This is a genomic window from Bradyrhizobium xenonodulans (assembly GCF_027594865.1).
In the GTDB taxonomy this organism is placed as follows: Bacteria; Pseudomonadota; Alphaproteobacteria; order Rhizobiales; family Xanthobacteraceae; genus Bradyrhizobium; species Bradyrhizobium xenonodulans.
In genome coordinates this window covers 2,154,563-2,178,269 of sequence record NZ_CP089391.1, presented here as the reverse complement: position 1 = coordinate 2,178,269, position 23,707 = coordinate 2,154,563, and the positions used below count along the sequence as shown (strand labels likewise).

At 65.2% G+C, this 23,707-nt stretch carries 24 protein-coding genes; 7 read left to right on the top strand and 17 right to left on the bottom strand.

The features are described 5' to 3' along the window. Nucleotides 1-6: 6 nt before the first annotated feature. Together I3J27_RS10270 and I3J27_RS10265 are read right to left on the bottom strand one after the other, a co-directional pair. Nucleotides 7-1,542 (bottom strand): ABC transporter substrate-binding protein, encoded by a 1,536-nt coding sequence (locus tag I3J27_RS10270; protein WP_270168321.1) that lies wholly within the window; start codon nt 1,540-1,542, stop codon nt 7-9. A 132-nt stretch (nt 1,543-1,674) separates the two neighbouring features. Continuing rightward, a complete protein-coding gene (locus tag I3J27_RS10265; protein ID WP_270168319.1) occupies nt 1,675-2,871 on the bottom strand; it encodes a CaiB/BaiF CoA transferase family protein in 1,197 nt (398 codons plus the stop codon). A gap of 220 nt (nt 2,872-3,091) precedes the next feature. Here I3J27_RS10265 and glgA point away from each other — a divergent pair, with 220 nt between their 5' ends. After that, the gene (gene glgA, locus I3J27_RS10260; protein WP_270168316.1) at nt 3,092-4,480 is read left to right on the top strand and encodes a glycogen synthase GlgA; all 1,389 of its coding nucleotides are present in this window, start codon (nt 3,092-3,094) and stop codon (nt 4,478-4,480) included. Nucleotides 4,481-4,540: 60 nt separating this feature from the next. On the opposite strand, the gene I3J27_RS10255 is transcribed toward glgA, so the two are convergent. The 3 genes from I3J27_RS10255 to I3J27_RS10245 form a co-directional block, all read right to left on the bottom strand. Beyond that, a complete protein-coding gene (locus I3J27_RS10255; RefSeq protein WP_270172669.1) occupies nt 4,541-5,491 on the bottom strand; it encodes an oxygenase MpaB family protein in 951 nt (316 codons plus the stop codon). Nucleotides 5,492-5,583: 92 nt separating this feature from the next. After that, nucleotides 5,584-6,726, bottom strand: coding sequence for a patatin-like phospholipase family protein (locus I3J27_RS10250; RefSeq protein WP_270168314.1), 1,143 nt, complete (start codon nt 6,724-6,726; stop codon nt 5,584-5,586). 70 nt (nt 6,727-6,796) lie between these two features. Continuing rightward, nucleotides 6,797-7,621, bottom strand: a complete 825-nt coding sequence (locus I3J27_RS10245; RefSeq protein ID WP_270168312.1) for a 3-hydroxybutyrate dehydrogenase — start codon at nt 7,619-7,621, stop codon at nt 6,797-6,799. A gap of 187 nt (nt 7,622-7,808) precedes the next feature. Here I3J27_RS10245 and I3J27_RS10240 point away from each other — a divergent pair, with 187 nt between their 5' ends. After that, nucleotides 7,809-8,690 carry a LysR family transcriptional regulator gene (locus tag I3J27_RS10240; protein ID WP_270168310.1) on the top strand — a complete coding sequence of 294 codons (882 nt, stop codon included), beginning with the start codon at nt 7,809-7,811 and terminating at the stop codon, nt 8,688-8,690. 17 nt (nt 8,691-8,707) lie between these two features. Here I3J27_RS10240 and I3J27_RS10235 read toward each other — a convergent pair whose 3' ends face one another. Both I3J27_RS10235 and I3J27_RS10230 read right to left on the bottom strand, forming a co-directional pair. Beyond that, entirely contained in the window at nt 8,708-9,424 is a 717-nt protein-coding gene (locus I3J27_RS10235; RefSeq protein ID WP_270168308.1) for a peroxiredoxin-like family protein, read from the bottom strand. 29 nt (nt 9,425-9,453) lie between these two features. Next, on the bottom strand, nt 9,454-9,669 hold the full coding sequence (locus I3J27_RS10230; protein ID WP_270168306.1) for a hypothetical protein: 216 nt from the start codon (nt 9,667-9,669) through the stop codon (nt 9,454-9,456). 16 nt (nt 9,670-9,685) lie between these two features. Between I3J27_RS10230 and I3J27_RS10225 the strand changes: the two genes are divergently transcribed. Together I3J27_RS10225 and I3J27_RS10220 are read left to right on the top strand one after the other, a co-directional pair. Then, nucleotides 9,686-10,165, top strand: a complete 480-nt coding sequence (locus I3J27_RS10225) for a cupin domain-containing protein (protein WP_270168304.1) — start codon at nt 9,686-9,688, stop codon at nt 10,163-10,165. Nucleotides 10,166-10,241: 76 nt separating this feature from the next. Beyond that, complete coding sequence (locus tag I3J27_RS10220) at nt 10,242-11,444, top strand: MFS transporter (RefSeq protein ID WP_270168302.1); 1,203 nt, start codon at nt 10,242-10,244, stop codon at nt 11,442-11,444. Here I3J27_RS10220 and ccoS read toward each other — a convergent pair. From ccoS to I3J27_RS10170, 10 genes are all read right to left on the bottom strand, one after another. Next, entirely contained in the window at nt 11,441-11,608 is a 168-nt protein-coding gene (ccoS, locus tag I3J27_RS10215) for a cbb3-type cytochrome oxidase assembly protein CcoS (protein ID WP_129271966.1), read from the bottom strand. The genes I3J27_RS10220 and ccoS overlap by 4 nt on opposite strands. Further along, on the bottom strand, nt 11,608-13,797 hold the full coding sequence (locus tag I3J27_RS10210) for a cation-translocating P-type ATPase (protein WP_270168298.1): 2,190 nt from the start codon (nt 13,795-13,797) through the stop codon (nt 11,608-11,610). Before I3J27_RS10210 ends, ccoS begins: the two co-directional genes overlap by 1 nt. An 11-nt stretch (nt 13,798-13,808) precedes the next feature. Further along, complete coding sequence (locus I3J27_RS10205; protein ID WP_270168296.1) at nt 13,809-14,294, bottom strand: FixH family protein; 486 nt, start codon at nt 14,292-14,294, stop codon at nt 13,809-13,811. 16 nt (nt 14,295-14,310) lie between these two features. Next, the gene (ccoG, locus tag I3J27_RS10200; RefSeq protein ID WP_270168293.1) at nt 14,311-15,777 is read right to left on the bottom strand and encodes a cytochrome c oxidase accessory protein CcoG; all 1,467 of its coding nucleotides are present in this window, start codon (nt 15,775-15,777) and stop codon (nt 14,311-14,313) included. Nucleotides 15,778-15,890: 113 nt separating this feature from the next. Beyond that, on the bottom strand, nt 15,891-16,766 hold the full coding sequence (ccoP, locus tag I3J27_RS10195; RefSeq protein ID WP_270168291.1) for a cytochrome-c oxidase, cbb3-type subunit III: 876 nt from the start codon (nt 16,764-16,766) through the stop codon (nt 15,891-15,893). 6 nt (nt 16,767-16,772) lie between these two features. Next, the gene (locus I3J27_RS10190; RefSeq protein WP_270168289.1) at nt 16,773-16,937 is read right to left on the bottom strand and encodes a cbb3-type cytochrome oxidase subunit 3; all 165 of its coding nucleotides are present in this window, start codon (nt 16,935-16,937) and stop codon (nt 16,773-16,775) included. Between the two features lie 13 nt (nt 16,938-16,950). Next, a complete protein-coding gene (ccoO, locus tag I3J27_RS10185; RefSeq protein WP_270168287.1) occupies nt 16,951-17,685 on the bottom strand; it encodes a cytochrome-c oxidase, cbb3-type subunit II in 735 nt (244 codons plus the stop codon). Nucleotides 17,686-17,695: 10 nt separating this feature from the next. Beyond that, nucleotides 17,696-19,345 carry a cytochrome-c oxidase, cbb3-type subunit I gene (gene ccoN, locus I3J27_RS10180; RefSeq protein WP_270168285.1) on the bottom strand — a complete coding sequence of 550 codons (1,650 nt, stop codon included), beginning with the start codon at nt 19,343-19,345 and terminating at the stop codon, nt 17,696-17,698. A gap of 208 nt (nt 19,346-19,553) precedes the next feature. Continuing rightward, nucleotides 19,554-19,979: a CBS domain-containing protein gene (locus I3J27_RS10175; protein WP_270168283.1), complete on the bottom strand. Its 426-nt coding sequence runs from the start codon at nt 19,977-19,979 to the stop codon at nt 19,554-19,556. Between the two features lie 39 nt (nt 19,980-20,018). Further along, nucleotides 20,019-20,852 (bottom strand): universal stress protein, encoded by an 834-nt coding sequence (locus tag I3J27_RS10170; RefSeq protein WP_270168281.1) that lies wholly within the window; start codon nt 20,850-20,852, stop codon nt 20,019-20,021. A gap of 208 nt (nt 20,853-21,060) precedes the next feature. Here I3J27_RS10170 and fixL point away from each other — a divergent pair, with 208 nt between their 5' ends. The 3 genes from fixL to I3J27_RS10155 all read left to right on the top strand — a co-directional run bounded on the left by fixL (nt 21,061) and on the right by I3J27_RS10155 (nt 23,703). Next, complete coding sequence (gene fixL / locus I3J27_RS10165; RefSeq protein WP_270168279.1) at nt 21,061-22,578, top strand: sensor protein FixL; 1,518 nt, start codon at nt 21,061-21,063, stop codon at nt 22,576-22,578. 5 nt (nt 22,579-22,583) lie between these two features. After that, nucleotides 22,584-23,201, top strand: a complete 618-nt coding sequence (gene fixJ, locus I3J27_RS10160; protein ID WP_270168277.1) for a response regulator FixJ — start codon at nt 22,584-22,586, stop codon at nt 23,199-23,201. A gap of 88 nt (nt 23,202-23,289) precedes the next feature. After that, on the top strand, nt 23,290-23,703 hold the full coding sequence (locus I3J27_RS10155; RefSeq protein ID WP_270168275.1) for a response regulator transcription factor: 414 nt from the start codon (nt 23,290-23,292) through the stop codon (nt 23,701-23,703). Nucleotides 23,704-23,707: the final 4 nt, after the last annotated feature.

Here is a 23,707-nt window from a genome sequence, read left to right as displayed (position 1 = left end):
GCGCGGTCATTCCAGCCAGGTATTCGAGACGTCGATCACGCTGTTGTAGATCTTTGGAAAGCCTTTCAGCTTGGCGCTCGACAGCGCGTAATAGGTATTCTGAAAGGTCCAGAACCAGATCGCCTCCTTGTTGATCAGGCGGCTGATCGCGCAATAATCGTCGGTGCGCTGGCCGATATCGGCGGTGACGCGCGCATGGTCGAGCAGCCTGTCGAGCTCCGGATCTGCGAGGCCGGCGAGCGCGAGCGGGCTGCCGGTGCGGAAGTTCGCGTACATCTGCGGATCGGGGTCGGCGAGATCGACGATGCGCCACGGCGTCATCTGGAACTGGCGGGTGAAGGCGCGCGACGGGATCGTGGCCTGATCGACCTGCTCGATCTCCATGTTGGCGCCGGCCCGCTTCCAGAATTGCTGGAGCACCTGGCCGATCATGCGGCCGCGCGGCGTCGCGGTCACCAGCATCTTGAACTCGACCGGCTTGCCGTAATCCTTGATCAGCGCCTTGGCCTTCTCGACGTCGAACGGCAGCGCGCCGTCGTCCTTGCACTTGACCCAGGAGCCGTCGCCGTAAGGGTTGGACGCAGGCCGGCTCAGGCCGTTGCTGATCGCCTGCGACATCTTGGGACGGTCGATCGCCATCACCAGCGCCTGGCGCACACGGACGTCGTCGAACGGCGCCACCTTGGTGTTGAAGGCATAGACCTGCGCGCCCGAGCCCTTGTAGGTGTGCACGGTGAGCTTGGAGTCCTTCTGCGCCTTCATGATGTTGTCGGCGTCGTTCTCGTCGTCCCAGATGATATCGGCCTCGCCCGACTGCAGCGATGCAAAGCGCGACTGCGCGTCGGGCAGTGGCTTCAGGACGATGCGGTCGAGATAGGGATGGCCCTTGTTCCAGTAGTCCGGGTTCTTCTCCAGCACCATCCGGTCGCCCGCAGTCCATGATTTCAGGATGTAGGGGCCGGTGCCGACGGGATTACGATTATAGTCGTCGCCCTTGGTCTTCCACGCCGTCGGCGACTGCACCACGTTGTTGGTGCTCTGGATGCTGATCACGGCGGGCCAATTTACCGAAGGGTCGGTGAGATTATAGACGACGGTGTATTCGTCGGGCGCCAGCACCTCCTTGACGTTGGTGATGTAGAAGGCGCAGCGGCACTTGTTGGCCGGGTCCTTCTGCCGGTCGAAGTTTTCCTTGAAGGCCTGCGCATTGAACGGCGTGCCGTCATGGAATTTCACGCCCTTGCGCAGCTTGAAGGTCCAGGTCTTGTAGTCATCGGAATGCGTCCAGGATTCCGCGAGCTTCGGCGCCGCCCCGCCCTTGTCGTCGAGCGTGGTGAGGGTGTCGAAGATCGCAGCCGCAGCGGTGAAGCCCGAGGAGTCGAAGACGCCGACCTTGAGCGGATCGAAGCCCGAAATCTCCAGCTCCTGGCCGACGGTGATGCTGCCGCCTGGCTTCTGCGCCTGCGCGGGCGAAACAAGCGCAAATGCCGCAACAAGGAAAATCGGTGCGTGCTTGCGCGCCGCGGCAGCAATGTTGGTCATGGTTCCTCCCGGGATCCCTCGTCCGATGTTTCGGATCGTTGAATGACTCGGGGGCGAGCTTGGCGACAAATGCTCGCCGCGGCAAGAGGAACACACGAGAGATTGCACGCCGCAGGTGCGGCACAACGGTGCTTAGCGCGTCGCGGCCGTTTTGCCTGTCGGAATTGGCGCGTGATCGGCGAGGCCGATCTCATCGCGCAGTGCATCCGTGTGCTCGCCGAGCACGGCCATCGCCTTGGCGGGCGCGGTGTCGGCGCCAGACATCCGGAACGGCAGGTTGAGCACCTGGAACGAGCCGCCGCCGTCCTCCACAGACGAGAGCGCCTGCCGGTGCGCGAGCTGCGGATCGGCCAGCGCCTCGGACACGGTGCGATAGGCCGAGGCCGGCACGCCGGCAGCGCCGAGCGCGGCAAGACAGGCATCGGTCGTGAGCTGCCGCGACCAGGCTTCGACGCCGTCCATCACCTCCGCCCAGTTCTCGCGGCGCGCGGCGTAGGTCGAGAACCGCGGATCGGAGATCCATTCGGGGCGGCCGATCACCCCCATCAATCCCTGAAACGTCTTCTCGCTGGCGACCGTGATCATGACATAGCCGCTTGCCGTCTCGGTCGGGCCGAACATCGGGCGCGGCGGCGGCTTTACGGCGAATTGCGCGCTCTGCAATTCGGTCAGCGTCAGCGACAGCATCGATTCCAGCATGGAGACGTCGATGTGCTGGCCGAGCCCGGTCACGGTGCGCTGATAGAGCGCGGACGCGATCGCGCCGAAGCCGTAGGTACCGGTGACGACGTCGGCATGGTAGATGCCGCAATAATCGGGGCGGCTGCGCCCGGGCTGGTAGGCGAGATGCGCCATGTCGTAGCCGGAGGCCGCATGGATCACCGGCGCGTAGGCCGGCAGTTCGGCCGAGGGGCCGCTCTGGCCATAGCCCGAGATGGAGCAGTAGATCAGCTTCGGGTTGACCGGGCGCAGGCTGTCGTAGTCGAGCCGCAGGCGGCGCATCACACCCGGGCGGAAGTTCTCGACCAGGATGTCCGATGTCGCGACCAGCCGTCGCACCGCCTCCTTGCCGTCCTCGGATTTGAGGTCGAGCACCACGCTCTTCTTGCCGACATTGAGCTGGCCGAACGCGGTGCTGCAGCCCTTGCGCAGCGGCGGCCGGGTCCGCATCGTCTCGCCGCCGTCGGTCTCGATCTTGATGACCTCGGCGCCCATGTCGGCGAGCATGCGGGCGCAATGGGGGCCGGCGATGGTGGTCGAAAAATCCAGGACCCTGAGGCCCGCGAAGGCCTTTGTCGTCGTCCCCTCATGCTTATCTGCTAGTTGCATGCCTGCTTACGCCCCCTCGATCTCTTAGGAACTATCGAAGTTCTCTCTTGTTGGGCGCCGACCCTAGAGGGCGGCGGCTGAGTAGGAAAGTCTTTACCGAACCGATGCGTCTCGTGGGGGGCTTGAGATTTCCAGGAGCAAGTGGACCTGATCTTGCATAGCAGCAATCGGGATCGGAAGAGGGCAATCGTTCTTGAGGGTCTTATTCGTCACGACAGAGATGGACGACTTCGTCCGCGTCGGCGGACTTGGGGCCGTTTCCGCTGCCCTCCCCAGGGCGCTCCGCCCCTTCGCCGATATCCGGGTGATGCTGCCCGGCTATCGCGACATCATCGAACAACTCACGCATATTCAGATCGTTGGCCGCTGCCCGCCGTTCGCGGAGATGCCGGCCTGCTCGCTCGGCCGGGCCGCGACCAAGGACGGGCTGCCGGTCTATGTGCTGTTGTGCTCACAACTCTACGACCGGCCCGGCAATCCCTATGGCGACGAAACCGGACGCGACTGGCCGGACAACGACATCCGCTTTGCGCGCTTTGCCTCGGCAGCCGCCGAGCTGGCCATGGGCAAGCTGGACAAGAATTGGGCAGCAGACCTGATCCATGCCAACGACTGGCAGGCCTCGCTCGTGCCGGCCTACCTCGCCTGGCGCGGGGCCAAGCTGCCGTCGATCCTGACCATCCACAACCTCGCCTATCAGGGCCTCTTCCCGAAGGACTCGCTGCGGCGGATCGGCGTCCCCGAAAGCTCCTTCCACATCGACGGCGTCGAGTTCTACGACCAGCTCTCCTTCCTCAAGGCTGGCCTCGTCTATGCCTCGCACCTCACGACGGTCAGCGGCACCTATGCGCGCGAGATCACGACGGAGGAATTCGGCTGCGGCCTCGAAGGCCTGCTGCGCGTCCGCTCGGATGCCGCCGAGCTCACCGGCATCCTCAACGGCATCGACGAGAGTTGGGATCCGCGCTCCTGCGCCCAGCTCGCCCAGCAATTCGGCGCCGGCGACTGGGTCGGCAAGAAGGCCAATGCCGATTACGTGCGCAAGCAGTTCGGGCTTGCGGTGTCGCGCGGGCCGATGTTCGGCATCGTCGCGCGCCTCGTGCACCAGAAGGGCATCGATCTCGTGCTGGCAGCCGCCGACGAGATCGTCGATGCCGGCGGGCAGATCGTGGTCACCGGCTCCGGCGAGCCGGCGCTCGAGCAGGCGCTGATCGACGCCCATCGCCGCCGCCCCGATGCCATCGGGGTGGTGATCGGCTTCAACGACGCCCAGGCGCGGCGTATCTTCGCCGGCAGCGACTTCACCTTGATGCCGTCGCGCTTCGAGCCCTGCGGCCTCAGCCAGATGTACGCCCAGCGCTTCGGCTCGCTCCCGATCGGCCACCAGACCGGCGGCCTCGCGGAGACCATCACCGATGGCGAGACCGGCTTCCTGTTCTCGAGACCGTCGCATGAATCCTTCCTCGGCGGCGTCCGCCGCGCCTTCTCCGCCTTCATGGCGCAAGACCAGCTCGATGCCATGCGCCGCAGCGCCATGGGCCGGTCGTTCTCCTGGAGCATCTCGGCAGGAAGTTACAGCGCGCTGTACCGGAAGCTGGCGTCGGTGTGAGACCGACGTGCCTCCTCAAACTCCGTGATGGCGAGCGCGCCCGGGACACGAGCGCAGCCCTCACCCCTTTCCGCGCACGTCCATCTGCGGCCGGCCGATCCACACCCTGTTGAGGCAGCGGGTCATCCAGTCGGGCTCCAGCTCGCCGCGGAGCCGCGCCTGCGCCTCCTGGTACGGACCGACATAGCGCAGCCTGTCGGGCAGTTTCGGATAGACGCGCCTGATCCATATCAGCGCATTCTCAGCGGCCCTCTTGTCCCGCTCGTCGAGCTCAAAGCCGAAGCCGGCGCGCAAGCGCTCCGGCAGCAGGCGCGCGGTGAGTGCCCGATACCAGCGCGGCGGCCGTAACCAGGGACGCGCACCGCCAAAAATCTGCGCGGCAATCTCGCGCGCGGCCGGACTGACGGTCAGCGTCTCCGACTGCGCCATCGCTGCCGTGTAGGCCGCAAAACCGCTCCAGTCCGACGGCAGATCATCCCCCGTCAACCCGAACAGCGCGCCATACATCCGGCTCTCGCTCCAGTAGCGTTCGCGCTCGTCCACCGAGAGCTGTGGCAGCACCAGATCGTGCGCCATCAGCGCGGTCTCGACCAGCGTCGCGTGGACCCAGCGCAGCGACGGGATGTCGTTGGCGCAGTAGCGCGAGCCCACCGCGAACGGACCGACCGTCTCGGGCATCTCCCCGACGATCATGGAGTGACGCCGGTGGAGCTGCCACGACGACAGCAACGCACGGTCGAGCGAGCCGAACACCATCGCGAAGACGATGTCGAAGGTGCGATGAAAGCGGCCGATCGGATCGGCAAGGGTTTTGGAGTGCTCGGCGATCGCGGCAGCGACCCAGGGATGGGCGAGTTGAAGCAGCAGCGCGCGGCCGGCGCCGAGAAAGTTCACGGCCTCGCGGTCGATCTGCCAGGTTACCGAAGCTGGGCCGAACACGCCGGCAACCGGTCCTGCGGCGTCAGCGCGGACGAGGTCGAGCGCGGCCTCCAGATCCTTCTCGGTAACCAATTGCATGCCTCGCGACGAAGACGAGGCGACGATAACCCGGACCACGCCGTGGTGAAATCGTCACCGCGCAAAAACAATGACGGACGAGGCCCTCACTCCGCCGCAATCGGCAGCTCGTCCATATGCTCGTGCAAGACCACGCCCGCGAGCGGATCGAACTCGCCAACCCATGGCCTTCGCTCCAGCACGGACCTGGTGTGAGCATAGCCCGCGTCCCAGCGCCGCATGATGCCGGACGGGCTGAAGTCGATATCCTTGGTGTGGGTTTCGCGGTCGAGCTGCGGTGCCAGCAGCCGCACGACATGCATCCGGGTCGCGCAGCCATAGCTCGTCAGCTCACGCACGGCCGGATCATTGCGCTCGCTCTCCGGAAGCCGCGCCGCGAGCTGGTTGATGACATGGCGCAGGCGATGGGCCTGCTGCTGGCGGGCGATCTGGCTCGCGATGCGGCTGGAATATTGTACGTCCTTGTGCCGGTTCAGCACCTCCGCCATCGTGGTCGGCTCGGCGCCGACGGGATTCCACAGATGCACCGAGAAAATCAGCGAGTCCCTGCGCGGATTGTCGTCGAACACGGCTTCCGTCGGCGTGTTCGACAGGATGCCGCCGTCCCAATAGAGCTCGCCGTCGATGCGCACCGCCGGGAAGGCCGGCGGCAACGCGCCCGAGGCCATCACATGCTTCACCGTCAGTTCGCCGTCGCGGCTGTCGAAATAGCGCATCTGGCTGGTGCCGACATGAGCCGCACCGACCGTCAGGCGCGGCGCGCAGCGATTGGCCAGATCGAAATCGACGAGCTCGCGCAACGTCGTCTCGAGCGGCGTGGTCGAGTAGTAGCCGGCGTGGTCGGCGCCGAGCGGAAAGGAATCGCCTGCATGCGCCAGCGGATTGGGCCTGAAGAAACCCGGAATGCCGTGGGTGACGGTCGACCAATAGGCCAGCTTCTCGTTGAAGCCGGGAAACGCGGAGCGCCAGTCCCAGACCGGCGTCTGCTCCATCCGCTTCCAGAACTCCCTCAAGCGCGCGAGCCTGTGCTCGGGAGCATTACCCGCAATGAGGCTTGCATTGATCGCGCCGATCGAGGTGCCGATGATCCAGTCCGGCTCGATGCCGGCCTCGTGCAGCGCCTGGTAGACACCGACCTGGTAAGAGCCGAGCGCGCCACCGCCTTGCAGCACGAGGACGACCTGCCCCGGCAGGTCCTTGCGCTGTATGTTGTTCTGCGTTCCATTCATGGTTCGCTCCTGATCAGCCTGCCCTGCCTGGATGTTCGCTGTCGATTGCAGCTTGTTACGGCCACCCATATTAATGCGCAGTCCAGCCGCCGTCGACCGGAAGCGCAATGCCGGTGATCGACGCGGCCGCGGCCGTCGACAGGAAGACCGTAAGGGCGCCGATTTCCTCGACCGTTGCAAAACGCTTGTTCGGTTGCTGCGCCAGCAGCACGTCGCGGATCACCTCGTCGCGGGAGATGCCATGCGCCTTCGCCTGCCCGTCGATCTGCGCCTCGACCAGCGGTGTGTAGACGTAACCGGGACAGATTGCGTTGCAGGTGATGCCTTGCTCGGCGGTCTCAAGCGCAGTGACCTTGGTAAGGCCGAGGATGCCGTGCTTGGCCGTGACATAGGCCGCCTTGAACGGCGATCCGACGAGGCCATGCGCAGAGGCGATGTTGATGATCCGGCCAAAGCCGTTCTGGCGCATCGCCGGTAGCGCGAGGCGCGTGGTGTGGAAAGCCGAGGTCAGGTTGATAGCGAGAATCTGGTCCCACTTCTCGACCGGAAACTGGTCGAGAGGCGCGACATGCTGGATGCCGGCATTGTTGACGAGGATATCGAGCCGGCCGGATTCGGCGATGGTTGCCGCGATCATCTCGGCGATGGATTTCGGCTTGGTCATGTCGGCAGGCGAGTAGCTCGCCTTGATGCCGAACTCGGCCGCGATCTGCTCGCGCGTCCGGCCGATCTCGCTGGCGACACCGAGGCCGTTCAGAACGACATCGGCACCGGCCGCGGCCAGCGCCCGTGCAATGCCGAGGCCGATGCCACTGGTCGAACCGGTGACCAGCGCCACCTTGCCGGTGAGCGCGCGCTCGGTGTCCGCGGTCTGCATCTTGATCGGAATGTTCATGGCAATATCCTCTGGCGATGGCTGGCTCATGATCAAGGCCGGCCCTTCGCTGGACTTTGGTGCATCATCGGCCCGGGCGGAAATGCCGCCTGGCTTCCGAATCCATACATGCGGGCTATTGCACCCGGGATGTCATTCCGCGCCCCGATCGGCTAGATTCCGGGCCGATCCTGCTGGGAGCCGATCCATGGAAATGCACCAGGTCCGCTACTTCCTCGCGGTCGCGCAGCTGCTCAATTTCACGCGCGCCGCCGAGGAATGCAACGTGACGCAGCCCTCGCTGACGCGCGCGATCAAGCAGCTCGAGGCCGAGCTCGGCGGCGACCTGTTTCGCCGCGAGCGTCCGGCGGCCCAACTGACCGAGCTCGGCCAGCGCATGCATCCGCTGCTGAAGCAGTGCTTTGACGCGGCCACCGGCGCACGCTCGCTCGCCTCCTCGTTCAAGAGCGGTGAGATCGGAGCGCTCCGCATCGCCCTGACGCATTCGATCGACCTGTCGCTGCTCATTCCCCATCTCAACGAGATCAGGCGGCAGTTCAACCGGCTCGAATTCCGCTTCCTGCGCGGGACGAGCCGCGAGGTCGGCGAATTCCTGAAGAAGGGCGAGGCCGAGCTCGGCATCGCTGCCGAGATCGACGAGGCCTGGGACCGGCTCGACGTCTGGCCGCTGTTCACCGAGAGCTTCGAGCTCGTCGTCGGCGACGGACACCGGCTGGCCGGCCGTAGCAGCATCGAACTGGACGATTTGCGCCCGGAGCAATTGCTGAGCCGGACTTTCTGCGAGCACTCCGGCCGCATCTCCGCGAGCCTGCGCGAGCACGGCATCGAGCATGGGCACGAGATTTCGAACGAACGCGACCTGATCGAACTGGTCGAAGCCGACATCGGCGTCGCCATGGTGCCGCACACCTCGCCCGTGCCGGAGAGGCTGACGCGCGCTGCGGTCGCCGGGCTGGACGCCCGTCGCACGGTCAGCCTCTACGGCGTGGCCGGCCGGCAGCGCACGGCCGTGGCCAATGCCGTGATGCGCATGCTCCGCGGTGCGGATTGGCGGGAGATCGCGGGGTAGGCGCGCTGCCTACCCTCTTAGGACTCCCTGCTCGCGCTCTCCAACGCCGCAAGCAGATCGTCGACTTCCATGCGCTTGCGGAAGTCCGGATCGACAAAGCGGGCCTTCACGATCCCGTCGCGTCCGACCACGAACACGGCGGGGATCGGCAGCATCCAGCCGTCATTGCCGTGGAATTTCGCCATGTCCTGATAGGACAACAGGCTCTGGATCTCGGCGCCGAGCCAGATCGCGAGATTGAGTGACAATGCGTAGCCATTGTCGAGATCGGTCAGGATCGGAAATGGGGCGCCGGAGTCGGCCTTGAGCTGCCTCGTATATTCCTGCGTCTCCGGCATGATCGCGACGATCCGCGCACCCATGGCCTCGATGCGGTCCAGCGCCTGGACCACGGCGCGGACATTGAGCCGGCAATAGGGGCACCAATGACCGCGGAAGAACATCACCGCGACCGGGCCACGCTCCATCAGCGCAGCCAGCGCGACGAGACGTCCGCTCTCGTCGGGCAGCATGAACGGGGGCATCGCATCGCCCGGCCGCGGCGCGGTCTCGCCGCCGCCGTTCCCGTTCAATCTCGCCACCAGACGATCGACCGCCTCGCCATAGGCCGGAAAGACCTCGCGGCTGGCATCGGCATAGGCGCGGAGCTGCTCGTTCAGCGTGCCGTCCATGTCACGGCAGCGCTGGAAAGCGAGCCTGAGCCGTTCGGCGTCGGCTGGCGAGAGAGAGATCATCTTATGCTCCGGCGTTCCTGGGGCGGATATTAGTTTCCCGGTTCGGCCGCCCGCAAGGGGCGACCGTGATGCCATCGCACGCCGAAACGCTCTGAAGCGGAAATGCCGATGCCCAATCGGTTCGATAGCCGGCGCGCATCAACATAGCGCAGCGCTATCGGATCGAAAGCGAGCCGGCATTTCAAGATGGACGCAGTCTCGGCGAAGCTCCTGCCATAGCCGGCGACCAGCGAGGTTGCGGCCAACAGAGGAGACTTCCCCATGTCCAGGCATCACAAGCTGTCGCGCGTGATCTGGTCGGGCGTTGCCGTTCTCGGCGCGCTGACATTCGCAACGCCGCTTCTCGCCGGCGAATGCCCGGCCGACAAGACCAGGCCGAACGCGCAGCAGATGGTCGACCACAAACCCGTCGGCGTGACCGACGTCACGCTCGGCGCGATCGATCTCGGCAAGCAGCCGGCACATATCGAAGGCCGCGAGCTGCGCTTCCGCAAGCTGACCATCGAGCCCGGCGGTATCGTGCCCTGGCACAGCCATGACGACCGCCCTGCCCTCATTTTCGTCCAGCAGGGCGAGATCGTCGAATACGCCTCGAACTGCGTCGATCCGATCGTGCACAAGGCCGGCGACATCCGCCCCGAAGTCTTCGGCACCTCGCATTGGTGGAAGAATCTCGGCAAGGAGACGGTCGTTCTCTATGTCGGCGACGTCCGCAGAGATCCCAACGACCACCACATGTAACGAGCCCTGGTGCCCCGTCGTTCCGGGCCGCGAAGCGCGCCCGGAATGACGACAACCGTTCGGAAGACGCCCCGCCATGACCGATCTCTCCGCACCCATCAAGCCGAGCGCGATGGCGATGGGCGAGCATTCCCCCGGACTCATCCTCCGCTCGCTCGTCATTGGGCTGACCGCGTTCCTGACCGTCGTTGACCTCTTCGCCACGCAAGCGATCTTGCCGTCACTGACGCGCCACTACGGCGTCACGCCCGCGGCAATGGGCTTTGCCGTCAATGCCAGCACCTTCGGCATGGCGGTCGCAGGCCTCGTCGTCGGCCTCCTCAGCCCGCGCATCAATCGGCGGACCGGCATCCTGCTCAGCCTGACGCTTCTCGCGATCCCGACCAGCCTGCTTGCGGTCGCGCCGAACATTGCCGTATTCACCGCGCTGCGGGTCGTACAGGGCCTCTGCATGGCATCAGCATTCGCACTGACGCTCGCTTATCTCGGCGAGCAATGCAGCGCCATGGACGCCGGCGGCGCTTTTGCCGCCTACATCACCGGAAACGTCGCCAGCAATCTCGTCGGCCGGCTGATCTCGGCCGCAGTCGCCGATGGCCTCGGGTTGCAATGGAATTTCTGTTTCTTCGCGACCCTCAATCTCGCTGGCGCCGTGCTGGTCTGGTTCACGATCAAACGCGTACAGCCCACGCCCGCGACAATGCCGGCGGGCTCGCCGTTCGCCGCGATGGTCGCGCATTGGCGCGATCCGCGGCTGCGCGCGGCCTTCGGCATCGGCTTCTGCATCCTGTTCGCCTTCATCGGCACCTTCACCTTCGTCAATTTCGTCCTGGTCCGGCCGCCGTTGTCGCTTGGCATGATGGATCTTGGCCTCGTCTATTTCGTCTTCCTGCCGTCGGTCGTCACAACGTTGCTGGCCGGCCGGGTCGCATCACGCCTGGGAACACGTGCGACGATATGGGCAGCACTGGCCGTCGCCGGGCTGGGCCTGCCGTTGATGCTCGCGCCGCATCTGGGCGAGGTACTCGCCGGCATGATTCTGGTCGGGGTCGGGACCTTTTTCGCGCAGGCCGCCGCGACGGGCTTCGTCGGACAGACCGCGGCCGACAACCGTGGCGTAGCCAGCGGCACCTATCTCGCCTGTTACTTCTGCGGCGGGCTGGTCGGGACGGCCGTGCTCGGCCGATTGTTTGACACGTTCGGCTGGCACGCCTGCGTCGCCGGAGTCGGCGTGGCTCTCGCGGCGGCAGCCTTGCTCACATCCAGCCTGAAGCGCTAGCGCTTCGCCGGCGCTTCCTGCGGCGGCTCGTCGTCGGCGATGGCGCGCCAGGCGGCGCCGTCGAGATCGTCGTACTGGCCGCTGCGGAGCGACCAGAGGAAGCCGGCGAGGCCGGCAAGACCGAGCATCAGCGCCAGCGGGACCAGGATGACCAGAATTTCCATCACACGATCTCCCGCGAGGCGCTACGCGCGCGCAGCGAATTCAGCATGACCAGGATCGACGATCCGCTCATGGCCGCCGCGGCAATCAGAGGCGTCACCACCCCACTGATCGCCACCGGCACCGCCAGGACGTTATAGAGGATCGCAAGCCAGAGGTTCTGCCGCATCACATGCAGTGCCTTGCGCGACGCATCGATCGCGGCGACGACGGGCGCGAGCGGCCGGCCGAGGAAGACCAGATCGGCGGTGGCCTGGCTGAGATGCGCGGCCGAGATCGGCGACATCGAGACATGCGCCGCCGCCAGTGAGGGCGCATCGTTCATGCCGTCGCCGACCATCAGCACCCTTGCGCCGCGCTGCTTCAACTCCTCGATCCGCGCGATCTTGTCGGCCGGCGTCACGCCGGCGCGCCATTCGGCGATGCCGAGCGCGTGCGCGGCCGCAATCACCGCCGGCTCGCGGTCGCCGGACAGGATCTCGATGCCGACATTGCGCGCCTTCAGCGCCGCGATCACCGCCTGCGCGTCGGGACGCAGGCCCTGACGCACCGAGAGGATGAACTTTTCGCTCCCCATCCTGAAAGCCACGATGGAGGCTTCGGGATCGAGCGTGGCGTTGCCGACCAGCGCCTCGGCGCCGCAGAAGGACGGGCGGCCCAGGCGTATCTCGACGCCGTCCACGATCGCACGCACGCCCTGCCCGGCCTCCTCGACCGCACCGACGATCGGCGACCTGGCGCCGGCGGCCTGCGCGACCGCGGCGGCGACCGGATGATGGCTCGACAGCGCCAGCCGCCCGGCAAGCTCGAAGATGTCGGCGGGGATGTCGGCCGCATTCGTCACTTCGAGATCGGGCAGTGTCAGCGTGCCGGTCTTGTCGAAAATGACATGGTCGGCCTCGGCAAGACGCTCGATGGCGTCGCCGGAATTGAGCAGCACGCCCGCCTTGAACATTGCGCCCGAGGCGACCGTCTGCACCGTCGGAATGGCAAGGCCCAGCGCGCAGGGACAGGTGATGATCAGCACGGCAACGCCGGTGACGATTGCATCGTGCCAGCCGGCACCCGCAACGACCCAGCCCAAAATGGTGATCAGCGCCGTTGCATGCACCACTGGCGCGTAGAGCCGCGAGGCGCGGTCGGCGAGTCGCATGTAGCGCGAGCGGGCCTGGAGCGCATTGTCGAGCAGCCGCGTGATCTCGGCGAGCAGCGTCGCCTCTGACGCCGCCGAGACCCGCACCCGCAACGTGCCGGAGATGTTCATCGAGCCCGCATAGACCGGCGTGCCCTGCTCGGCCGTGACATAGAGCGTCTCGCCGGTGATCAGGCTCTGGTCGATCTCGGAACGTCCCTCGATCACGGCACCGTCGACCGCACAGCGCTCACCGGGCCGCAGCAGAACGATGTCGCCGGGGTGGATCGCCGCCACCGGCACCTGGGATATCTCGTCGGGACCGACGAACTTGGCCGCGGTCTCCGCTTTGAGTGCGGCGAGATTGCCGGCGACCGCGCGCGTCCGCCGCCGCATGTTCTGGTCGAGGAAGCGGCCGACCAGCAGGAAGGTGAGCAGCATGATCGCCGCGTCGAAATAGGCGTGCTCGGCGTGGTGGAGGGTCTCGACCACGGACATGCCGAGCGCAAGGCATACGCCGATCGAGATCGGCACGTCCATGTTGGTGGTCTTGTTCGACAGCGCGCGCCAGGCCGAGCGAAAGAACGGCTGGCCGGCATAGGCGGCCGCCGGCAGCGCGATCAGCGCCGAGAGCCAGTGGAAGAAGTCGCGCTGCTCGGGCAGCATGTCCGAGACGTTGCCGGACCACACCGGGATCGACAGCATCATCACATTCATGGTGGCGAAGGCGGCGACGCCGAGGCAGCGCAGCAGGAAGCGGGATTCGGCAACTTCCGTCGCTTCCGCGCTCTCGGTCTCGTAAGGATAGGCCTTGTAGCCGAGCTCCTCGAGCCGGTCGATGAAGCGGGCGGGATCGAGCGTGCCCTGCTTCCATTCCAGCGCGACGCGCCGGTCGGTGAGGTTCACGCGCGCCAGCGTGACGTCAGGGATGGCCGAGAGCCCGCGCTCGATCTTGGCCATGCAGCCGGCGCAGTGAACGCCTTCGACCGCAAGGTCGATATGCTGGACGCCCTGGCCCGCGGCCCGGACATAGTGCGAAAAATCCCGCGTGACCTGCATGACGATGTCCTTCAGTTCAGGATCACGCGGTTACGCGACAGGAAGACGCGCATCCCCCGCGCGTCACCTTCGATCACCAGATCCCACTGGCCCGGCGCGACAGTCGCGGCATTACCGCGATACACGCCGATGCCGGCCTCGGAGAGCTCGATCTGGAGATCGGCGCGCTTGTCGGTCGGCCGTTCGAGACGACCGCCGAACTTCAAGCCGCTCATCGGCCGGCCATTGGCGTCGCGCGCGTCGACCTGAAGCGTGGCCGCGCCATCGGCGCGGCGCTCGATATGCGCGCTGACCTGCCAGTTTCGCGCGGCCTGGTCCTGTGCTGCCGAGATCTCGCGGTCATAGGCGAGACCCGCGGCATAGGGGCTGTCGACGTCGGTGCCGGGCAGCGTCGCGATCGCGAGCTTCATCATGGTCACGTTGACACCGATGACGAGCCCGAAGAAGGCGACCAGCATCAGGAAGACCTTTGTGCCGGTCAGCGGCTTGGTTGCCATGGCGGTCTCCTGATCCCTAGGGCGAGACGAAATTGTCGGTGGCGGACGCGACCTCGCCGAGCCCGATGTCGGTGACGTGGAAGCGGACCGGGACCGACTTCTCGGGATTATTGTCCGCCGGCGCGGTGACCAGCAGCCGCAGCTCGCTGGTGGAGTCGCGCGGGATCACGATCATCGGCCGGTCCGGCGTCACCGAATCGACCCCGATCACATGGATGGCGAGATTTGCCGGACCGTTCGCGTCGATCGCGATGACGCGGTCATAGCCGCTCTTGTTGAGCAGCCGCACCGTATAGGCGTTGCGGATCGAGCCGTCGCTGAGCTTGACCGCGACCGGATTGCGGTCGTGCAGCACGTTGACGTCCAGCAGGCTGCGGGTCGCCAGCGTGTAGATCATGAAACCGCCGATCGCCGCGATGATCGCGCTGTACACCACGGTTCGAGCGCGCACGATCTTATAAATCGGCGCCTTGCCTTCCTCGCGGCGATGGATGTTGATGTCGTTGTCATAGCCGATCAGCCGCTTCGGGCGGCCGATCTTGGTCATCACGTTGTCGCAGGCGTCGATGCAGAGCCCGCACTGGATGCATTCGAGCTGCGGCCCGTTGCGGATGTCGATGCCGGTCGGGCAGACCGCGACGCATTGATAGCAGTCGACGCAATCCCCGACATGCTCGCCGAGCGCGCGCAGCTCGGCCGCCTTCTTCACCGAGGTGCGCTTCTCGCCGCGGTCGTAGCGGTAGGTGACGTTGAGCGCCCATTCGTCGGTGAGCGCGGCCTGGATCCGCGGCCACGGGCACATATAGGTGCAGACCTGCTCGCGCATGAAGCCGGCGAGCACGTAGGTCGTCGCCGTGAGGATCGCGATCCAGATATAGGCGATCATCGGCGCCTGGAAGGTGACGAGCTCCTTCACCAGCGTCGGCGCGTCGTTGAAATAGAGCACCCAGGCGCCGCCGGTCCACCAGGCGATCAGGAGCCAGATCGAATGCTTGAGCACGATCTCGGAGATGCGCTCCAGCTTCATCGGGTCGGAGGACTTGTCCTTCTTCATCCGTTCGCGCCGGTCGCCCTCGATCAGGCGCTCGACCGCGTAGAACAAATCGGTCCACACCGTCTGCGGGCAGAGATAGCCGCACCAGACGCGGCCGCCGACCGAGTTCATCAGGAACAGCGCCACCGCGGCGACGATCAACAGGCCGGTGAAGTAGTAGACCTCCTGCGGCCACAGCTCGATGAAGAAGAAGTAGAAGCGGCTGTTGGGAAGATCGATCAGCACCGCCTGGCTGGGGGCGCCGAGGCCGCGGTTCCAGCGCACGAAGGGCAGGAAGTAGTAGACGCCGAGGCAGAATGCCATCAGGCCCCATTTGATCCGGCGGAAGGTGCCGGAGACGCTCTGCGGATAGACCTTCTTGCGGGCGACGTAGAGCGGCCCGTTGTCGTCATCCAATGTGAGGTCGTTCGGGTTCACGGTCTTGTTCATCGCGAAGGTTTGTCTCGAGAAGGTGCGATTAAACCTAGACCCGACGCCGCCGCGTCAGTTGATCCAGCTCAAGCGGGAGCAGTTTTGTTGGCTCCCGCCCGGCCGCGGATCCGCTATTTGCCGCCGCCCAGCGAATGGACGTAGACCGCCATTGCCTTGATGGTGGCGGGATCGAGCCGCCCTTCCCAGGCCGGCATGACGCCGGCGCGGCCAAGGCTGATGGTCTCGATCAGGCTCGCCTCGTCCGAGCCGTAGAGCCAGATCTTGTCGGTCAGGTTCGGGGCGCCCATCTCCGGATTGCCCTTGCCGCCGTCGCCGTGGCACGCCACGCAATTCTCCGCAAAGATCTTCTCGCCCTTGGCGGCATCATAGCCTTTGCGGGTCGACAGGCCCGACAGCGATCGCACGTAATTGGCGACCGTGACGATCTCGTCGACCTTCAGCATGCCGTCCTTGCCGAAGGCGAGCATCTGGCCCTCATGCGTCTTGGCATGGCCGGAGCGCGCGCCGAACTGGATGGTCTGCATGATCTGGTCGAGCGTGCCGCCCCACAGCCAGTCGTCGTCGTTCAGGTTCGGGAATCCCTTGGCACCGGCGCCGCCCGAGCCGTGGCACGGCGCGCAATTGTCGCCGAATACGGTCTTGCCCTTGGCGCGGGCGAGCGCCAGCAGGGCCGGGTCCTTTTCGATGTCGGCGAGCGAGGCCGCGCCCAGCACCGTCATCTTGTCACCCCGGATCTTCTCGAGATTGGCGAGCTCGACGGCGACGTCGGCGCGCGAGGAATAGCCGAACAGGCCGGTGGTGTTGCTCTGGATCAGTGGCCAGGCCGGATAGACGATCCAGTAAGCGACCGCCCAGACGATGGTGAGGTAGAAGCTGATTACCCACCAGCGCGGCAGCGGCGTGTTGAGCTCCTTGATGCCGTCCCACTCATGCCCGGTCGTGGACTTGCCGGTGACGGAATCGATGTCGCTGTGATGGTCGGTCATGATCTCTTACTCCTCCCGCAACGGCAGCTGTGCCGCTTCGTCGAAAGCAGCCTTGTTGCGAGGCCAGAATGCATAGGCGATGATCGCGAAGAAGATCGCGACGAACACCGGCGTCCAGATCGTGGTCACGAGACCAGACGCGAGATTGTCGAGTGTCAGGATGGCTTTCATCGTTGATGCCTTCTCAGCGAAGATTGGCTTTCTCGTTGTAGATCTTGAAATCGACCAGCGTGCCGAGCATCTGCAAATAGGCGATCAGCGCGTCCATCTCGGTCGGCGTGCCGGCCTTGCCGTCGAAATTGCGCACGACGGCCTTGGCGTAGCGCTTGGTGAAGGCATCGGAGCCGGCATTGTCGGGATCGGCCTGGGCCTTCAGGTCGGCGCCTGCGCTGGCGATCTGGTCGTCGGTGTAGGGCACGCCCACGGTCTTGAGCGTCTTCATGTGATCGGCGATCGTGTTAGGATCGACCTCGGTCGAACTGAGGAACGGATAGCCCGGCATCACCGACTGCGGCACGATCGCGCGCGGGTTGGTCAGATGGGTGACGTGCCAGTCGTCGGAATATTTGGCGCCGACGCGGGCGAGATCGGGACCGGTGCGCTTCGAGCCCCACTGGAACGGGTGGTCGTACATGCTCTCCGCGGCGAGCGAGAAGTGGCCGTAGCGCTCGACCTCGTCGCGCAGGGGGCGGATCATCTGCGAATGGCAGAGATAGCAGCCTTCGCGGACATAGACGTTGCGGCCGGCGAGCTCCAGCGGCGTGTAGGGCCTGACACCGTCGACCGCCTCGATCGTGCTCTTGAGGTAGAACAGCGGGGTGATCTCGACGAGACCGCCGATCGCGATCACCAGCAAGATGCCGACGATCAGGATGATCGAGTTCTTTTCGAAGATTTGGTGGCGTGTCCAGAACGACATGGAAAGCTCCTCATTCCGCCGGCTGAAGCGCGACGGGCATCTGGACTTCCTGTTCGCCGACGCGAACGGTCATCCAGAGATTGTAGGCCATGATCAGCGCGCCGATCAGGAACAGCCCGCCGCCGGCGGCGCGGATGATGTAGAAGGGGTGCATGGCCTCGACGCTCTCGATGAAGGAATATTCGAGGAAGCCGAGCGAGGTGTAGGCGCGCCACATCAAGCCCTGGAGGATGCCGGACACCCACATCGCGGAGATGTAGAGAACGATGCCGAGCGTCGCGATCCAGAAGTGCCAGTTGACGAGCTTGAGGCTGTAGAGGCCCTTGCGGTTCCAGATCCACGGCACCAGGCAGTAGAGCGCGCCGAAGGAGACGAAGCCGACCCAGCCGAGCGCGCCGGAATGCACGTGGCCGATGGTCCAGTCGGTGTAGTGGCTGAGCGAGTTCACCACCTTGATCGACATCATCGGGCCTTCGAAGGTCGACATGCCGTAGAAGGCGACGGAGACCACGAGCATGCGCAGCACGGGATCGGTGCGCAGCTTGTCCCAGGCCCCCGACAGCGTCATCAGGCCGTTGATCATGCCGCCCCAGGAGGGCATCCACAGCATGATCGAGAAGGTCATGCCGAGCGTCTGCGTCCAGTCCGGCAGCGCCGTGTAGTGCAGATGATGGGGCCCGGCCCAGATGTAGAGGAAGATCAGCGCCCAGAAGTGGATGATCGAGAGACGGTAGGAATAGACCGGCCGCTCGGCGCGCTTCGGGATGAAGTAGTACATGATGGCGAGGAAGCCGGCGGTCAGGAAGAAGCCGACCGCGTTGTGGCCGTACCACCACTGGAACATGGCGTCCTGGATGCCGCCCCAGGCAACATACGACTTCGAGCCGAACATCGAGACGGGCAGCGCGGGATTGTTGCCGAGATGCAGCACGGCGATCGTCACGATGAAGGCGAGATAGAACCAGTTCGCGACGAAGATATGCGGCTCCTTGCGCTTGAAGATGGTGGCAAGGAAGACGAGGAGGTAAGCGACCCAGACGATGGTGAGCCAGAGGTCGGCATACCATTCCGGCTCGGCATATTCCTTCGACTGGGTGACGCCGAGCAGATAGCCGGTGCCGGCGATCAGGATGAAGAAGTTGTAGCCGATCACGACGAACCAGGGCGCGAGATCGCCGGCGAGGCGCGCGCGGCAGGACTTCTGCACCACATAGAAGGACGTGCCGATCAGCACGTTGCCGCCGAAAGCGAAGATCACCGCGGAGGTGTGCAGCGGCCGGAGACGGCCGAAGCTGGTCCAGGGCAGATCGAAGTTCAGCGCCGGCCAGGCGAGCTGCGAGGCAATGAGCAGGCCGACGAGGAAGCCTGCGATGCCCCAGAACATCGCCATGACGGCGGTGAACTTGATCGGCCCCATGTTGTAATTGGGGCGACCGTTGATCTCCTCGGGCGGCAGCGCCGCCGGGCGGTCGAAGTAGCGGTTGACGATGCAGAACACTGCGGCGAGGCTCGCCGCCGCGCCGAGCGCGGCATGGAAGGCGAAAGGCGCATCGAGCGCCTTGGCCGTTGCGATCACGCAGAGGAAGGCAGTGGCTGCGAACATGACAGCCAGGCCGCTTTCACCGATGGTCATGGATTTGGAGATGGAGGGCTGGCTCATGCGGATTCTCTTTCGAAAGAACACGGAGCCAGAAACCACATTCACCCTCGCAGGGAATTGATTGAAATCAAGATAGGTGGATTTCTGTTAATGTGGGGGCGCTGATCTGAAAGCGATCTCGGTCGCCTGAGCCGGACATCACGCGCACGGCAGCCGGTGGGCTCCGTGGAATCACGGAGCCCGGAACTGCGGGAACCGGCGCACCGCCCTAGTCCCTTGCCGTCGCCTTGAGCGCGGCGATGACGTCTTCGCGGGCGATGATTCCGACCAGCTTCTGCGCGCCGTCGAGGACGATGATGCTCCTGATGCGGTGTTCGACCATGATCTGGAGCACGCGCGTCAGCCGCGTGTCGGGGCTGACATAGATGAACTCGGGCGTCATGACGTCGCCGATCTTGCGGCTCATCAGGTCGTGATAGCGCGGCAGCATCTGGCTCGGCGTGAAGGCGAAGCATTTCAGGATGTCGAATTTGGTGACGATGCCGACCACCTGCCCGTCGTCCTCGACCGGATAGGAGTTGAAATCGTCGGTTTCGAACATCTCGCTGAGTGCGAGCAGGTCGTGGTCACGCTGCACCGCCTTGACGTTGCGCGTCATGTAACCGTCGACGGTCTCTTCAAGAAATTTGTACACGGCGCGTCCTCCTCGAATGGCTTTTCGGCCGGCCGGCGGTCAGTGCGACAGCAGCACGCTGCGGATGGATTGAGTGACCAGATATTCGGTGACGCCGCCGAGGATCAGCTCGCGAAAGCGCGAATGACCATAGGCACCCGCGACGATCAGGCCGGCGCCGACGTCGCCGGCGACCTTCTCCAATTGCGCGGCGGCAGTTTCGCCTCCCCCGGCCTCCGAGACCCGCGCCGTCGCGGCGATGCCGTGACGGGCGAGCCAGGCGGCAACATCCGTGACGCCGGCCATCACGACCGAGCGATCGTCGTCGCGCTCCGGCACTTCGACGATGGTGACGTCCCTCGCCTTGCGCAGCATCGGCAGCGCGTCGGCCAGTGCACGCCGGGATTCCGGCGTGTCTTTCCAGGCCACCAGCACGCTGCGCAGATCGAGCCAGTTGACCTTGTCGGGGACGACGAGAAGCGGCCGGCCGGCCTGCATCACCAGATCCTTGGGGCTCGCCAGCGCGAACGCGTCGGAGAAGGCCGGGCTCTGCCCGCCGCTGACGATGATGTCGGCACAGCGCGCCTGCGCCAGCACGAATCGCGCCGGAAAATCCATCGCGCTGCGCCACTCCATGCGTCCGCCGCGCGCGCTCGTCGCGGCGCGGAACTGGACCTCCAGATCGGCAAGGCGCTTCTTGATGGACGCTTCCTCCCGATCGATCAGGCTCTGGGCCGCGGCACCGTCGGTGAAATAGAGCGGCGGCGCGAACTGCGCCGCGGCAACCCCGACGATGGTCGCCTCGAATCGCTCGGCGAGCTCGCCCGCGACCTGAAGGCGCGCCTCGTTGGACTGGTCGAGCGCCAGGCTGACCATCACGGTCGCGTATGTCATCGGGAGTCTCCGGAAGCCAAGAACTGGCACGAAATCTAGCCTCGCCGCTGCAAGGCAAGATGAGCTAGATCAAATCGCCGGGCGCCGGGCCTGCGGGAAATCCACCAACCGAATCAGACATCCGACCTTGCCTCCGGCGGAGCCCTGAGCGAAATTGCCGTGATGGTGGCGGCAAATCAGCCCGCCGCGAGACAATTGGAGCTGCTGCTTGTCCCCGACCCGCGTAACCCATCCGCCAGATGACGGCAGGGGCGAGCATTTCCGGGTCCGGATCGAGGGATTCGGCGTCGGCACCTGGGATCTCGACCTCGCGACGCGGGAATTGGACTGGTCCGATACCGCCAGGAGCCTGCTCGGCATCGAGCCGGATCAACCGGCGAGCTACGACCTCTTCCTGTCGCGCCTCGAGACCAAGGACCGCGAACGCGTGGAGACCGCGATCAAGCGCGTCTCCGAACGCGGCGGCGGCTTCGACGTGTCTTTCCAGGTCTCGAACGCCTCCGGCAGAGGACAGTGGATTCGCGCCCGGGCGGGAGTCATTCGCGACGACGCCGGCGTCGTCCGTCATCTCAGCGGCATCTTTCTCGATATCGACGAGGAGAAGCAGGTCGAAGAAGCGCTGCGCACCCGCGAGACCCACCTCCGCTCCATCCTCCAGACCATTCCCGATGCCATGATCGTCATCGACGGCCAAGGCATGATGCAGCTCTTCAGTACGGCCGCAGAGCGCCTGTTCGGCTGGTCCGAGCACGAAGCGATCGGCAAGAACGTCAGCATCCTGATGCCGGAGCCCGACCGCTCCCGCCATGACGGTTACATCGCCCGCTACCGTACGACGAGCGATCCGCACATCATCGGCATCGGCCGCATCGTGACCGGCAAGCGCCGTGACGGCACGACCTTTCCGATGCACCTGTCGATCGGCGAGATGCAGTCCGGCGGTGAGCCTTATTTCACCGGCTTCGTCCGCGACCTCACCGAGCACCAGCAGACCCAGGCGCGACTCCAGGAGTTGCAGTCCGAGCTCGTCCACGTCTCGCGGCTGACCGCGATGGGCGAGATGGCTTCCGCGCTCGCCCACGAGATCAACCAGCCGCTGGCGGCGATCAGCAATTACATGAAGGGCTCCCGGCGGCTGCTCGCCGGCAGCACTGATCCCAACACGCCGAAGATCGAAAACGCGCTGGATCGCGCATCGGAGCAGGCCTTGCGCGCCGGCCAGATCATCCGGGGCCTGCGCGACTTCGTCTCCCGCGGTGAATCCGAGAAGCGTGTCGAGAGCCTCTCCAAGCTGATCGAGGAGGCCGGTGCGCTCGGGCTGGCCGGTGCGCGCGAGCAGAACGTGCAGCTCCGCTTCAGCCTCGATCCCGCCGCCGATCTCGTCCTCGCCGACCGCGTGCAGATCCAGCAGGTGCTGGTCAATTTGTTCCGCAACGCGCTTGAAGCGATGGCGCAGTCCGAGCGGCGCGAGCTCGTCGTCGCCAACGCCCGCGTCAGTGAGGACATGATCGAGGTCGAAGTCTCCGACACCGGCTCCGGTTTCCAGGACGATGTGATTCCAAACCTGTTCCAGACCTTCTTCACCACCAAAGACACCGGCATGGGCGTGGGACTGTCCATCAGCCGCTCGATCATCGAGGCTCACGGCGGCCGCATGTGGGCCGAGAGCAACGCATCGGGCGGCGCGACATTCCGCTTCACCCTGCCGGCAGCCGACGAGAACTGATCAAAATGACGACCAAAGCACATGTCTACGTCATCGACGACGACGCGGCGATGCGTGATTCGCTGAACTTCCTGCTGGATTCCTCCGGCTTCGGCGTCACGCTGTTCGACGACGCCCGGGCCTTCCTCGACGCCCTGCCCGGCCTCGCCTTTGGCTGCATCGTCTCGGACGTGCGCATGCCCGGCCTCGACGGGATCGAGCTGCTGAAACGGATGAAGGCGCAGCAAAGCGCGTTTCCGATCCTGATCATGACCGGTCATGGCGACGTGCCGCTCGCGGTCGAGGCGATGAAGCTCGGGGCAGTCGATTTTCTCGAGAAGCCATTTGAGGACGATCGCCTCGTCACCATGATCGAGACGGCGATCCGCCAGGCCGAGCCTGCCGCCAGGAACGAGGCGGTCTCGCAGGATGTCGCCGCACGCGTCGCTTCCCTGAGTCCCAGGGAGCGCCAGGTCATGGAGGGGCTGATCGCGGGCCTCTCCAACAAGCTGATCGCCAGGGAATACGACATCAGCCCGCGCACGATCGAAGTCTACCGCGCCAACGTCATGACCAAGATGCAGGCAGGCAGCCTGTCGGAGCTGGTGCGGCTGGCCATGCGCGCCGGCATGCTCAAGGATTGAGGCAATCGCTTCTGAGCCAAAATGCTTTGAGCCAAAGTGCCTTGAGCCAAGTCAAGGCCCCTCCCCGGCGCTGTGCTAGCGAGGTGGCATGATCGAGATCGGCTCGCACCATGAGCGGCTGCCGTCCCCCACGAAACCCACCGTCTTTGTGGTCGACGACGATGCCGCCGTCTTGGGCTCCCTGCGGTTCCTGCTGGAAACCGACGGCTTCGCCGTGCGGACCTTCAGGAACGGCACGGCGCTGCTCAATGCCGGCGGCGCGCCTGCAGCCGACTGCTACGTGATCGACTACAAGATGCCCGGCATCAACGGCATCGAGCTCGCAGGCCAGCTGCGCCAGTCCGACGGCGAGACCCCCGTGATCCTGATCACGGGCTACCCGGACGAGAACATCTCGACCCGGGCCGCCGCTGCCGGCGTCAAGGACGTGATCTTGAAGCCGCTTCTCGACGAAAACCTGGTCAAGCGCATCCGCCGCGCCATCCAGGATCGCGCTCGATAACTCG

What these genes read in the sequence shown, in the direction of transcription:
- ccoS (WP_129271966.1), bottom strand. Translation starts at nt 11,608, where the DNA reads ATGGAAATTCTGGTCATCCTGGTCCCGCTGGCGCTGATGCTCGGTCTT.
- I3J27_RS10235 (WP_270168308.1), bottom strand. Translation starts at nt 9,424, where the DNA reads ATGATCTCTCTCTCGCCAGCCGACGCCGAACGGCTCAGGCTCGCTTTC.
- I3J27_RS10190 (WP_270168289.1), bottom strand. Translation starts at nt 16,937, where the DNA reads ATGAAAGCCATCCTGACACTCGACAATCTCGCGTCTGGTCTCGTGACC.
- ccoN (WP_270168285.1), bottom strand. Translation starts at nt 19,345, where the DNA reads ATGAGCCAGCCCTCCATCTCCAAATCCATGACCATCGGTGAAAGCGGC.
- ccoO (WP_270168287.1), bottom strand. Translation starts at nt 17,685, where the DNA reads ATGTCGTTCTGGACACGCCACCAAATCTTCGAAAAGAACTCGATCATC.
- ccoP (WP_270168291.1), bottom strand. Translation starts at nt 16,766, where the DNA reads ATGACCGACCATCACAGCGACATCGATTCCGTCACCGGCAAGTCCACG.
- I3J27_RS10205 (WP_270168296.1), bottom strand. Translation starts at nt 14,294, where the DNA reads ATGGCAACCAAGCCGCTGACCGGCACAAAGGTCTTCCTGATGCTGGTC.
- I3J27_RS10270 (WP_270168321.1), bottom strand. Translation starts at nt 1,542, where the DNA reads ATGACCAACATTGCTGCCGCGGCGCGCAAGCACGCACCGATTTTCCTT.
- I3J27_RS10245 (WP_270168312.1), bottom strand. Translation starts at nt 7,621, where the DNA reads ATGAACATTCCGATCAAGATGCAGACCGCGGACACCGAGCGCGCGCTC.
- I3J27_RS10220 (WP_270168302.1), top strand. Translation starts at nt 10,242, where the DNA reads ATGACCGATCTCTCCGCACCCATCAAGCCGAGCGCGATGGCGATGGGC.
- I3J27_RS10170 (WP_270168281.1), bottom strand. Translation starts at nt 20,852, where the DNA reads ATGACATACGCGACCGTGATGGTCAGCCTGGCGCTCGACCAGTCCAAC.
- fixJ (WP_270168277.1), top strand. Translation starts at nt 22,584, where the DNA reads ATGACGACCAAAGCACATGTCTACGTCATCGACGACGACGCGGCGATG.
- I3J27_RS10225 (WP_270168304.1), top strand. Translation starts at nt 9,686, where the DNA reads ATGTCCAGGCATCACAAGCTGTCGCGCGTGATCTGGTCGGGCGTTGCC.
- I3J27_RS10250 (WP_270168314.1), bottom strand. Translation starts at nt 6,726, where the DNA reads ATGAATGGAACGCAGAACAACATACAGCGCAAGGACCTGCCGGGGCAG.
- I3J27_RS10155 (WP_270168275.1), top strand. Translation starts at nt 23,290, where the DNA reads ATGATCGAGATCGGCTCGCACCATGAGCGGCTGCCGTCCCCCACGAAA.
- glgA (WP_270168316.1), top strand. Translation starts at nt 3,092, where the DNA reads ATGGACGACTTCGTCCGCGTCGGCGGACTTGGGGCCGTTTCCGCTGCC.
- I3J27_RS10210 (WP_270168298.1), bottom strand. Translation starts at nt 13,797, where the DNA reads ATGCAGGTCACGCGGGATTTTTCGCACTATGTCCGGGCCGCGGGCCAG.
- ccoG (WP_270168293.1), bottom strand. Translation starts at nt 15,777, where the DNA reads ATGAACAAGACCGTGAACCCGAACGACCTCACATTGGATGACGACAAC.
- I3J27_RS10240 (WP_270168310.1), top strand. Translation starts at nt 7,809, where the DNA reads ATGGAAATGCACCAGGTCCGCTACTTCCTCGCGGTCGCGCAGCTGCTC.
- I3J27_RS10265 (WP_270168319.1), bottom strand. Translation starts at nt 2,871, where the DNA reads ATGCAACTAGCAGATAAGCATGAGGGGACGACGACAAAGGCCTTCGCG.